The following is a 12,153-nucleotide window of genomic DNA, read 5'->3' as shown; positions in this document are numbered from 1 at the left end:
CAGGTCCTGGTCGGGCCCAGACTTTAGCAGAGCCGCATGGCGGCGTTGGCCGTTCAGCCCAGGTATTCGTCCTTCAGCCGCACGTAGTGGTCGGCCGAATAGTGCAGCGACTCGATCTCCTTGTCGCTCAGCGTGCGCGCCGGGCGGGCCGGGTTGCCCACCCAGAGCTCACCTTCACCGACCACCTTGCCCGGGCCGACCACCGCTCCGGCACCGACGAAGCCATGGCGTTCCACACGGGCGCCATCGAGGATGCAGGCGCCCATGCCGATCAGGCTGTAATCACCGATGGTGCAGGCGTGGATGATGCAGCCATGGCCGACGGTCACGCCTTCGCCGATCAGGGTCGGGTAACCGGCCTTGTTGTACGGGCTGTGGTGGCTGACGTGGATGATGGTGCCGTCCTGCACATTGGTGCGCGCACCGATGCGGACGTAATTGACGTCGCCGCGGATGATCGTACCCGGCCACACTGATACGTCCTCGGCCAGTTCCACGTCACCGATGAGGGTGCAGGCCGGATCGATGTACACGCGCTGGCCGAGGACGGGCATCTTGTCGCGGAAGGGGCGCAGCGGGTTCATCGGTGTCTCCGGAAATCAGGGCGTTCACCGCGATGATACCTGCGTGGTAGTGCCGGCCGCTGGCCGGCAACGTCATGGGCGTACCTGGAATTCTGCGGTTGCCGGCCAGCGGCCGGCACTACCCGAGTCAGGTGCAGCCGCTCAGATCGGCGCGTGCTCGGCCAGCATCTGCCGGAACAGCTCATCCAGCCATGCCGCATCACCGTGTCCAGCGGGCAGCTGCGGCGCCTGCGCAGTCCGGATGGCCAGTTCACGATCGATGAAATCGCTGATCGCCGCGATGCGTGGTCCGGCACTGACCTCGGCACTGGCGCGTTTAACCGCCAGCAGGCCATCGATGGCTTCACGCACCGGGCCGTGCGGCAGCAGCCGGTCCAGCAGGTCCTCGAAGGCCATCGGCGGGGGGGTCTGTTCGTGCTCGATCCACTGGCAGGCCAGCAGTGGGCGCAGCACGTACAGGTACTTCTTCGTGCGTACCGTTTCGCCACGCAGGTAACCGCGATGGTTCGAGCGCGCCATGTTGAAGTAGTGCCACCACGTGCCCAGTGGTGAATAGAACGACTCAGCTGCCTTCCAAAGCTGCGACACTGCGGTGTGATCCTGCTGGTAGATGATCGGCGAGCGCAGCCATTCAATCAGTGTCGGATTGGATTTTGAAACCAGGCGCAATGCCTTGCGCAGGTCCCAGCCGCTGACATCGAGCTCATCGTCGATCGGCAGTTCGATCACGTCCCGCTGCGCATCGCCGGGGCCGGTGCTCTCGTTGACGGTGAGATACCACGGCTGGCGATGCACGTAGATGAAGCGTGCATCGTAATCGCTGTCCGGCGAAGAGAAGCCCCAGCCACGGCTGCCGGACTCGCACGCCAGCAGAACGCGCACGTCGTGTCGCCGTTCGATGTCGGCGAGGCTGGAAAGAATGGCGGCGCGCTTGCCCGGCGCGATCGGGTGGATGTCGTCCATGCAGTCGTGATCCGTTGATGTCGAGCGTGCTCGACTGTAGCGCAGTTGCGCACGGGTAGTGCCGGCCGCTGGCCGGCAACCTCAATGGGCGCACCTGGAATTCTGCGGTTGCCGGCCAGCGGCCGGCACTACCGGCTAGGGTTCGTAGCTGTAGCCCATGCCGTACACCGAACGGATCGGTTCGCCTTCCATGCCGGCGTCGGCCAGCTTGCGGCGCAGGTTGCGCACATGGCTGTCGACGGTGCGGTCGACCACCACGCGGTGGTCCAGGTAGAGGCGGTCGAGCAGCTCATCGCGCGCCCAGATCCGGCCGGGCGTGGCCAGCAGGGTGCGCAGCAGGCGGTATTCCACCGGCGTCAGGTCCAGGCCCTTGCCGTTCCAGGTGGCGCGTGCCGCCGGTTCGTCGATGTGCAGCCCGCTGTTGGCGCGTGCAGCGGGGTCCGGGCGGTAACGGCGCAGCACTGCCACCACCCGCGCCACCACCTCGCGCGGACTGAACGGCTTGCAGATGTAGTCGTCGGCACCGATGTCCAGGCCCAGCAGGCGGTCGATCTCTTCCACCCGCGCGGTGACCATGATCACCGGTACGTCGCTGCCGGCGCGCAGTTCGCGGCACAGGTCCACGCCATCGCGTTGCGGCAGCATCAGGTCCAGCAGCACCAGGTCGGGCTGGTAGCGCGCGAATGCGTCGATCACCTGGCCGCCATCGTCCACCCATTCGCTGGTCATGCCGGCGGCGGCCAGGTAGTCGCGCAGCACCGAGGCCAGGCGTGGCTCATCCTCGACGATCAGGATCTTCGCGGACGCGGCGGGGGACAGGCTCATGCGGACTCCGGCAGGGTGACGACCACGCGCAGCCCGCCCAGCGGCGAGGGCTCGGCGTGGATATGGCCGTGGTGGGCGAGGATGATGTTGTGGCTGATGGCCAGGCCCAGCCCGCTGCCGCCGCTGGCGCGGTTGCGCGAACTCTCCACCCGGTAGAAGCGCTCGAACAGCAGCGCGCACTTGTCGGCCGGTACGCCCGGCGCGGTGTCTTCCACGATCAGCTGCACGCCGGCGGGCACGCGCGCAGCCTGCACGCGCACGCGGCCGCCGCCATGGGTATAGCGCAGTGCGTTTTCCAGCAGGTTGGCCAGCACCTGCTGCAGGCGGCGCTCGTCACCGGACACCTGCAGCGGTGTGGCGGGCAGCGCTTCTTCCAGTGCCAGCCCCGCCGTGGAGAAGCGCACGCGCATGCCATTGAGCTCGCTGCGCACCAGCGCCACCAGGTCCAGCGGGGCGAAGCGGTAGGCCAGGCCGCCGGACTGGGTCATCGACAGGTCGTGCAGGTCGTCGATCAGCTTGCCCAGCTGGCGGATCTCGCCCTGCAGGGCACCCAGGTTGGCGCGGTCCAGCGGGCGGATACCATCCTCGATCGCCTCCAGTTCGGCGCGCACCACCGCCAGCGGCGTGCGCAGTTCGTGCGAGATGTCGGCAATGAAGGCGCGGCGGTTGCGCTCGGTGTCGTCCAGCGCCTGCGCCATCCGGTTGAAGTCGTTGACCAGTGCATCCAGCTCGTCATCGCTGGTGCGCTCGATGCGGGTGGCGTAGTCGCCGGCGGCGAGCCGGTGGGTGGCGGCGGCCAGCTTGGCCAGGCGCTGGCGCAGCGCGCGCGACACCAGCCAGGCCAGCACTACGGTCACCAGCAGCAGCGAGATGCCGATCACCCACCATGCGCGCATCTGGGTGTTGTAGAAATTCAGGTCGTTGGTAGCGATGACGGTCTGGAACGGCACCATGCCCAGCCAGCCGACGGTGTGTCCGTCCACCTGCACACTGTGCGGCTCGTCGTCGCTGATCGCGTCCGGGTTGCCGGCCACGAACCGATGCTGCGCATCGAACAGGCCCAGCCGCGAGGGAACGCCGGTCTGGTCGGACAGCGGCGGCACGGGCCCCTCGTGCCCATGGCCCAGGTCCGGGCGCAGCAGCCGCGCCCAGCGGTCACTGTCACCGCGCAGATGCTCCCAGCCGCCTTGCGTGCGGTACTCGCGCTGCAGGTGTGGCATCACGCGCTGCATGCGCAGGTCGCCCTGGTCGTTGAGGTAGTCCAGGAAGCCGGTCTGGAACGCCACGCGGCTGGCAATGCCGTTCACTGCCAGCACCAGCAGGCAGGCGGTGAAGATCGCGAGGAAGGTCTTCGCGGTCAGGCCGAATTTGAATCGAATCTTCGCCATCGCCGGGCCATTAGCGGCGCATGCGGCGCCGAAAGCAAGCGCCCGCTGAGCCGGTCGCACAATCTCCATATTCTCTGCACACTTTCACGGCAGCGTGCACGGGTCAACGAAAGGCCCCCACGCCCCCCATGTCACTCCTGCGTCCGCTGTTCCGCTCCCCCCGTGCGTTGTTGTTGCCCCTGCTGCTGGGCCTGGCGGCCTGCTCGGCGGGCAGGACCGAGGCCCCGGCCACCCCCGAAGTCGGCGTCATCACCGCCCGCGCGCAACCGCTGGCACTGCAGCGGACCCTGCCCGGCCGGGCGGTGCCGTTCGAGGTGTCCGAGGTGCGGCCGCAGATCGGTGGGCTGATCCGCCAGCGGTTGTTCACCGAAGGCCAGCAGGTCAAGGCCGGGCAGCTGCTGTACCAGGTCGATCCGGCGCCGTACCAGGCCGCCTTCGATACCGCGCGTGGCCAGCTGGCGCAGGCCGAGGCCGCTGTGCTGTCGGCGCAGCCGAAGGCCGAGCGCACCCGTACGCTGCTGGGCATGGACGCGGCCAGCAAGCAGGACGCCGACGATGCCACCTCGGCACTGAAGCAGGCCCAGGCCAACGTGATTGCCGCGCGCGCGGCATTGCAGGCCGCGCGGATCAACCTGGACTACACCCGGGTGACCGCACCGATCGACGGCCGCATCGGTACCTCCAGCGTCACCGCCGGCGCGCTGGTCGCCGCCGGCCAGGACGCGGCGCTGGCGACCATTCAACGGCTGGACCCGGTCTATCTGGATGTGACCCAGTCCAGCACGCAGATGCTGGCGCTGCGCAAGCAGCTCGACGCCGGCCTGGTGAAGGCCATCGATGGCAAGGCCCAGGTGAAGGTGCTGCTGGAGGACGGCAGCACCTATGCCCATGAGGGCACGCTGGAGTTCGTCGGCAGCGCAGTCGATCCAGGCACCGGCAACGTGGTGCTGCGCGCGGTCATTCCGAACCCGGAGGGCCTGCTTCTGCCGGGCATGTACCTGAAGGCGGTGTTGCCGATGGCCACCGATGCGCGTGCCCTGCTGGTGCCGCAGAAGGCGGTGCTGCGCAATGAACGTGGCGAGCCGCTGCTGCGCCTGCTCGACGCAGAGGATCGCGTGGTCGAGCGGCGGGTCAGCACCGGCCAGGTGGTGGGCAACCAGTGGCAGATCACGCAGGGCCTGAAGGCTGGCGAGCGGGTGATCGTCAGCAACGGCAGTGCGGTAGCGCTGGGCCAGCAGGTGAAGGCGGTGGCGGCCACCACGGCGCAGCTGGCGGCGATGCCGGCGGTCGACCCGAACGGCAACACCGACGAAAAGTCGCACTGAGGCCTGCCGCGCATGGTTCGTTTCTTCATCGACCGGCCGATCTTTGCCTGGGTGATCGCCATCGCGGTCAGCCTGCTCGGCCTGCTCGCGATCCTGATCCTGCCGGTGGACCGCTACCCGCAGATCGCCCCGCCCACCATCACCATCCGCGCCACCTACACCGGCGCCTCGTCGCAGACCGTGGAAAACGCGGTCACCCAGGTCATCGAGCAGTCCCAGCAGAGCCTGGACCACCTGATGTACATGACCTCGACCAGTGCTTCCGATGGCTCGGCGCAGGTCAACCTGGTGTTCGCCACCGGCACCAACCCGGACACCGCGCAGGTGCAGGTGCAGAATCAGCTGCAGGCCGCGATGGCGACGCTGCCGCAGGCGGTGCAGCAGAACGGCCTGACCATCACCAAGTCCAGCGGTTCGATCTTCGAGGTGCTGTCGTTCACCAGCGAAGACGGCAGCATGGACAACTTCGATGTCGCCAACTTCATGGAAGCGCGCATCGACGACCAGATCAGCCGCGTCAGCGGTGTCGGCAACATCCAGCCGATCGGCCAGGAATACGCCATGCGTATCTGGCTGGACCCGGAAAAGATGCGCCAGTACGCGCTGATGCCGTCGGACATCGAGACCGCACTGCAGGCGCAGAACACCGACGTGTCGGCCGGTGAACTCGGTGGCCAGCCGGCGCTGAAGGGCCAGCAGCTGGACGCGACCGTGACCGCGCGCAGCCGCCTGCACACGCCCGAGCAGTTCGCGCAGGTGGTGCTCAAGGCCGATGCCAATGGCAGCGTGGTGCACCTGGGCGACGTGGCGACGATCGGCCTGGGCCCGGAAAGCTATGACAGCATCAGCACGTTCAACGGCAAGCCGTCGGCCTCGCTGGGCATCGAGCTCAACGCCGGTGCCAACGCCATCGCCGTCTCCAAGGCCGTCGAGGCACGACTGCAGCAGCTGCAGAAGTACTGGCCGCATGGCTACACCTACCACGTGGCGTTCACCACCACGCCGTTCGTGACCATCTCGCTGAAGGAAGTGGTGATCACCCTGATCGAGGCGATCGCGCTGGTCGTGCTGGTGATGTACCTGTTCCTGCAGAACTGGCGGGCCACGCTGATCCCGACCATCGCGGTGCCGGTGGTGCTGCTGGGCACCTTCGGCGTGCTGGCCGCCTTCGGCTATTCGATCAATACGCTGACCATGTTCGCGCTGGTGCTGGCCATCGGCCTGCTGGTGGACGACGCCATCGTGGTGGTGGAGAACGTGGAGCGGGTGATGACCTTCGAAGGGCTGGCACCGAAGCCAGCCACGTTGAAGGCGATGGGCCAGATCACCGGCGCGCTGGTCGGCATCGTGCTGGTGCTGACCGCGGTGTTCCTGCCGATGGCGTTCTTCAGCGGTGTCACCGGCGTGATCTATCGCCAGTTCTCGGTGACGATCGCCGCTGCGATGATCCTGTCGGTGCTGGTGGCGATGACCATCACCCCGGCGCTGTGCGGCAGCATCCTGCACCAGATTCCCAAGGTCGGCCATCCGCATGGCGACCACGCTGGCGAGCCGGGCCTGCTGGGCAAGTTCTTCATCTGGTTCAACCATCGCTTCGAGCGCACCTCCAACCGACTGCGCCATCGCGTCGACCGCTTCCTCGGCCGGCGCACGCTGGGCGTACTGTTCTACCTGGTGCTGAGCGTGGCCACCGGCCTGTTGTTGTGGCACCTGCCGGTCGCGTTCCTGCCCGATGAAGACCAGGGCATGCTCAACGCGCTGGTGAAGCTGCCCGCCGGGTCCACCCTGGAGCAGACCCGTGCCGTGATGGATCGCCTGAGCGCCGCCGCGGTGAAGGACGACAGCGTACTGTCAATCCAGGCCACCGCAGGTTTCAGTGTCAGCGGCAGTGGCCAGAACGTCGGCCAGGCCTTCATCCGGCTGAAGGATTGGGACGACCGCAAGGACGATGCCGATACCATCGCCGCGCGCTTGACCGCGGCCATGGCCAGCGTGCCCGATGCGCAGGTGTTCATCACCTCGCCACCGGCCATCCTCGGCCTCGGCGATGCCGGTGGCTTCACCCTGGAACTGCAGGACGAAGGCGGTGCCGGCCATGCCGCCGCCGTGGCCGCGCGCAACACGCTGCTGAAGGAGGCTGCCAAGGATCCGAAGCTGGTCAACGTGCGCTACGCCAGCCTGGAAGACGCGCCGGTGTACGCGGTGAAGGTGGACGACGCCAAGGCGCAGGCGATGGGCGTCAATCCGCAGGACATCAATGACACCTTGAACGCCGCGCTGGGTGGCGACTTCGTCAACAACTTCATCTACAAGGGCCGCATCAAGAAGGTGTTCATCCAGGGCACGGCCGAAGCCCGCATGCAGCCGCAGGACATCGAGCGCTGGAGCGTGCGCAACCAGGCCGGGCAGATGGTACCGCTGTCGTCGCTGGTCAGCGCGCACTGGACCAGTGCGCCGGCCGCGCTGCAGCGCTACAACGGCGTCTCGGCGATGGAGATCACCGGCCAGCCGGCACCGGGCGTCAGTTCCGGCGAGGCGATGGCCGAGATCGCACGCCTGGCCGACACGCTGCCGGAAGGCTTCAGCCATGCCTGGTCGGACATGGCCTACCAGGAACAGCTGTCGGGGAACCAGGCGCCGATGCTGTATGCCATCTCGCTGCTGTTCGTGTTCCTGTGCCTGGCCGCGCTGTATGAAAGCTGGGCGGTACCGTTCGCGGTGATGCTGGCGGTGCCGGTAGGCGTGTTCGGCGCCGTGCTGATGATGAACCTGCGTGGCCTCAACAACGACGTGTACTTCCAGGTCGGCCTGCTGACCACGATTGGCCTGGCAGCGAAGAACGGCATCCTGATCGTCGAGTTCGCGCGCATCCTCGAGCAGCAGGGCAGGAGCACCCGCGACGCGATCCTGCAGGCGGTCTACCTGCGGCTGCGCCCGATCGTGATGACCTCGCTGGCATTCCTGATGGGTGTGCTGCCGCTGGTGTTCGCCACCGGCGCCGGTTCGGCCGCGCGCCGTTCGCTGGGTACCGGCGTGGCCGGCGGTACGGTCGCCTCGATGGTGCTGGGGATGTTCTTCGTGCCGTTGTTCTATCTGCTGGTGCGCCGCCTGTTCCCGGGCCGCGCGCCGGCCGACGCCACTGCCCCGGAGGCACGCCCATGAAGCCGATGCTGCTGCGCGCCCTGGCGGCCGCAACGATGACCACCGTGCTGGGCGGCTGCGTGAGCATGGCCCCGCACTACCAGCGCCCCGAGGCGCCGGTGCCGGCACAGTTCGCCAATGCCGCCACCGGCGAGACCGGGCCAGCACTGGCGATGCCGGCCTGGCGCGAGGTGTTCCTGGAGCCGCGCCTGCAGCAGGTCATCGCGCTGGCACTGCAGAACAACCGCGACCTGCGCGTGGCGGTGCTGCAGGTGGAGAAGGAACGCGCGCAGTACCGCATCCAGCGCGCGGCGCTGCTGCCGTCGGTGGATGCCAGCGGCAGCGTGACCCGTTCGCGGGTGAGTGATGCCAACAGCGAGATCGGCGTCAGCCAGGTGACCGAATCCGATGCCGTGCAGGTGGGCTTCAGCAGCTGGGAACTGGACCTGTTCGGGCGCATCCGCAGCCTGAAGAACGAGGCGCTGCAGAACTGGCTGGCCAGTGCCGAGAACCAGCGTGCGGCGCGCACCAGCCTGGTCGCCGAAGTGGCCACGGCCTGGCTGGCGCTGGCGGCCGACGAGCAGTCGCTGGCGTTCACCCGGCAGACGCTGGACAGTCAGCAGCAGACCCTGCAGCGCACCGAGGCCCGCCATGCACAAGGCCTGGCCTCGGGCCTGGACCTGTCGCAGGTGCAGACCAGTGTGGACGCCGCGCGCGCTGCGCTGGCCAGGCTGCAGACCCAGCAGGCGCAGGATCGTGATGCGCTGCAGTTACTGGTGGGTGCTCCGCTGGACGCGGCATTGCTGCCCAGCGCACAGGCACTGGACGGCACCGTGGCGCTGGCGCCGTTGCCTTCCAACCTGCCCTCGAGCGTGCTGCTGCAGCGTCCGGACGTGCTGTCCGCCGAACACGCGTTGCAGGCGGCCAACGCCGATATCGGCGCCGCGCGCGCCGCGTTCTTCCCGACGCTGACGCTGACTGCCAACTACGGCCACAGCTCCACCGCGTTGTCGACGCTGTTCTCGGCCGGCACCCGCGGCTGGTCGTTCGCGCCCAGCATCACGGCGCCGATCTTCCACGCCGGTGCGTTGAAGGCCTCACTGGATGCCTCGAAGATTGGCAAGGACATCGGCATCGCTCAGTACGAGAAGGCGATCCAGCAGGCCTTCAGTGAAGTGGCCGATGCCCTGGCCACGCGCGATCACCTGGGCGCGCAGATGGAGGCACAACGGGCACTGGTCGCCGCCAGCCAGCGCAGCTACACGCTGGCCGAGGCGCGCTATCGCACCGGGCTGGACGGCTATCTGCAGGCGCTGGATGCGCAGCGCAGCCTGTTTGCCGCGCAGCAGGACCTGATCGCGCTGCAGCAGCAGGAAGCGGGAAACCGGGTGACGCTGTTCAAGGTGCTGGGCGGTGGCGCAGACGCACGGTAACGCGCCCTGCTCTGGTAGGTGCCGACCTTGGTCGGCACGGAAGCATGGAGTGTCGCGATCTGATGATTCGTGCCGACCAAGGTCGGCACCCACCAAGGCAGATTCATGTGCCGACCCAAGTCGGCACCCACCAGAAGCGGACGGTGCTGCCTACGCCACGCGGCCCCGGCGTGCACGCTCCAGGTGCACCAGCAGCAGCGAGATTGCCGCCGGGGTCATGCCCGGGATGCGCTGCGCCTGGCCGATGGTCTGTGGGCGCACGCGCTCCAGCTTCTGCAGGGCTTCGGCCGACAGCCCGCGCACCGTGGCGTAGTCGAAGGCTTCAGCGATCGGCGTGGCTTCATGCCGCTGCTGGCGCTCGATCTCCTCGCGCTGGCGGTCCAGGTAGCCGGCGTACTTCACGCCGATCTCCACCTGCTCGGCCACCTTGGCGTCGGCCACGGCCGGGCCCAGCGACGGCACCTGCATCAGCTGCGCGTAATCCAGCTCGGGGCGCTTGATCAGGTCCAGCACGTTGGTTTCGCGGCTGACCGCCACGCCCAGCGTGTCCTGCACTTCGCGGCCCAGCGCATTGGCCGGGGTCGCCCACAGCGCGCCCAGGCGCGCGCGCTCGGCGGCGACGGCGGCCTGCTTGGTCTCGAACGCGCTCCAGCGCTGGTCATCCACCAGGCCCATCTCGCGGCCGGCCGGGGTCAGGCGCTGGTCGGCGTTGTCCTCGCGCAGCTGCAGGCGGTATTCGGCGCGGCTGGTGAACATGCGGTACGGCTCGTTGGTACCGTGGGTGATCAGGTCATCCACCAGCACGCCCAGGTAGGCCTCGTCGCGACGCGGGCACCAGCCGTCCAGCCCACGCACCTGGCGTGCGGCGTTGAGGCCGGCCAGCAGGCCCTGCGCGGCGGCTTCTTCATAGCCGGTGGTGCCGTTGATCTGGCCGGCGAAGAACAGGCCGTTGACCAGCTTGGTTTCCAGCGAAGCCTTCAACCCGCGTGGATCGAAGAAGTCGTACTCGATCGCGTAGCCGGGGCGGGTGATGTGCGCGTTGCCGAAGCCGCGGATGCTGCGCACCATCTCCAACTGCACGTCGAACGGCAGCGAGGTGGAGATGCCGTTGGGGTAGATCTCGACGATGCCCAGGCCTTCGGGTTCGACGAAGATCTGGTGGCTGGCCTTCTCGGCGAAGCGCACCACCTTGTCCTCGATGGACGGGCAGTAGCGCGGGCCGATGCCTTCGATCTGGCCGCTGTACAGCGGCGAGCGGTGCAGCGCGTCGCGGATGATCTGGTGGGTCTGTTCGGTGGTGTGGGTGATCCAGCAGCTGACCTGCTGCGGATGCTCGTCCACCGAACCCAGGAAGGACATCACCGGGCGCGGCAAGTCGCCGGGCTGCTCATCCATCACGCTGTAGTCCAGCGAGCGGCCGTCGATGCGCGGTGGCGTGCCGGTCTTCAGGCGGTCCACCTGGAACGGGCGCTCGCGCAGGCGCGCCGCCAGCGTGGTGGCCGGCGGGTCGCCCATGCGGCCGGCGGCGTACTGGGTCGGGCCGACATGGATCTTGCCGGCCAGGAAGGTGCCGGCGGTCAGCACCACGGCCTCGGCATCGAAGCGCAGGCCGGTCTGGGTGATGACCCCGCGCACGGCGTCGCCGTCGATGACCAGGTCATCGACGGCCGCCTGGAACACGGTCAGGTTGGCCTGGCCTTCAACGATGGCGCGGATCGCCATGCGGTACAGGTTGCGGTCGGCCTGGCAGCGGGTGGCGCGCACGGCCGGGCCCTTGGAGGCATTGAGGGTGCGCCACTGGATGCCGGCACGGTCGGCGGCATGCGCCATCGCACCGCCCAGGGCGTCGATTTCCTTGACCAGGTGGCCCTTGCCGATGCCTCCGATGGCCGGGTTGCAGCTCATCGCGCCCACCGTTTCGATGTTGTGGGTCAGCAGCAGGGTGCGCACGCCGGTACGGGCCGCGGCCAGCGCGGCTTCGGTGCCGGCGTGGCCACCGCCGATGACGATGACGTCGTAACGATGGAAGGACGGGTTCATGGGGCTGTTCAGCTGGGGGCAGGCGCGGCCGGGGCGGCGCCGGGGTGGCGATTTTAGCGCCATTCGGGGCCGCGGCGTCGGTGCCGGCCGGCCGGCGTCGAAATCAGCCCTAAAGTTGGCAGGATTATTGCAGATAACCCAATAGCACCCACCGTGGCTGGCGCCGCAGGCGCCCGTGACCGGAATTGGAACAGGGGCCGGTACAGGCGCACGGTGGGGGAGCAGAGGGCCGGCAGTCGGGGGACTGTCCGGCCCTGTTTTTTTGGGATTGCCGGGAAAGGCCCGACCACGCATGGCGTGGATCTACCGACGCTGGGGCTCTCTCCGGTTGGCGACCCGGCAAAACAGACGGCCCCGCAGTGCGGGGCCGTCTGTCTTCAGAGGTGCCGACATCCGACAGGGCCGGAACAGGGGGGATCCAGATGTTCCTGTCGGATATCGACGTAGAGATTTT

At 68.0% G+C, this 12,153-nt stretch carries 8 protein-coding genes; 3 read left to right on the top strand and 5 right to left on the bottom strand.

Annotation, left to right across the window (positions count from 1 at the left end; genetic code table 11):
• Positions 1-53: 53 nt before the first annotated feature.
• The 4 genes from AC5P7A_RS15645 to baeS all read right to left on the bottom strand — a co-directional run bounded on the left by AC5P7A_RS15645 (position 54) and on the right by baeS (position 3,760).
• Positions 54-584: a gamma carbonic anhydrase family protein gene (locus AC5P7A_RS15645; RefSeq protein ID WP_014648777.1), complete on the bottom strand. Its 531-nt coding sequence runs from the start codon at positions 582-584 to the stop codon at positions 54-56.
• A 141-nt stretch (positions 585-725) separates the two neighbouring features.
• Positions 726-1,547, bottom strand: coding sequence for a nucleotidyltransferase domain-containing protein (locus AC5P7A_RS15640; RefSeq protein ID WP_262225228.1), 822 nt, complete (start codon positions 1,545-1,547; stop codon positions 726-728).
• 135 nt (positions 1,548-1,682) lie between these two features.
• Positions 1,683-2,372, bottom strand: a complete 690-nt coding sequence (locus tag AC5P7A_RS15635; protein ID WP_014648775.1) for a response regulator — start codon at positions 2,370-2,372, stop codon at positions 1,683-1,685.
• Positions 2,369-3,760, bottom strand: a complete 1,392-nt coding sequence (baeS, locus tag AC5P7A_RS15630; protein WP_049442029.1) for a sensor histidine kinase efflux regulator BaeS — start codon at positions 3,758-3,760, stop codon at positions 2,369-2,371. The genes AC5P7A_RS15635 and baeS overlap by 4 nt, the downstream gene beginning before the upstream one ends.
• A gap of 128 nt (positions 3,761-3,888) precedes the next feature.
• Between baeS and smeA the strand changes: the two genes are divergently transcribed.
• Genes smeA through smeC form a run of 3 tightly spaced genes read left to right on the top strand, consistent with a single transcriptional unit; the run spans position 3,889 to position 9,659 of the window.
• The gene (smeA, locus tag AC5P7A_RS15625) at positions 3,889-5,085 is read left to right on the top strand and encodes a multidrug efflux RND transporter periplasmic adaptor subunit SmeA (RefSeq protein ID WP_197575366.1); all 1,197 of its coding nucleotides are present in this window, start codon (positions 3,889-3,891) and stop codon (positions 5,083-5,085) included.
• Positions 5,086-5,097: 12 nt separating this feature from the next.
• On the top strand, positions 5,098-8,247 hold the full coding sequence (smeB, locus tag AC5P7A_RS15620; RefSeq protein WP_495220320.1) for a multidrug efflux RND transporter permease subunit SmeB: 3,150 nt from the start codon (positions 5,098-5,100) through the stop codon (positions 8,245-8,247).
• Positions 8,244-9,659 carry a multidrug efflux transporter outer membrane subunit SmeC gene (smeC, locus tag AC5P7A_RS15615; RefSeq protein WP_111206562.1) on the top strand — a complete coding sequence of 472 codons (1,416 nt, stop codon included), beginning with the start codon at positions 8,244-8,246 and terminating at the stop codon, positions 9,657-9,659. The genes smeB and smeC overlap by 4 nt, the downstream gene beginning before the upstream one ends.
• A gap of 150 nt (positions 9,660-9,809) precedes the next feature.
• Here smeC and mnmG read toward each other — a convergent pair whose 3' ends face one another.
• On the bottom strand, positions 9,810-11,699 hold the full coding sequence (gene mnmG / locus AC5P7A_RS15610) for a tRNA uridine-5-carboxymethylaminomethyl(34) synthesis enzyme MnmG (RefSeq protein WP_495220319.1): 1,890 nt from the start codon (positions 11,697-11,699) through the stop codon (positions 9,810-9,812).
• Between the last annotated feature and the right edge of the window lie 454 nt (positions 11,700-12,153).

It is taken from the genome of Stenotrophomonas sp. YJH_SMC_65 (assembly GCF_059369475.1).
The sequence above is the reverse complement of the archived record's forward strand: the minus strand, read 5'-3'. Positions and strand labels throughout refer to the sequence as shown.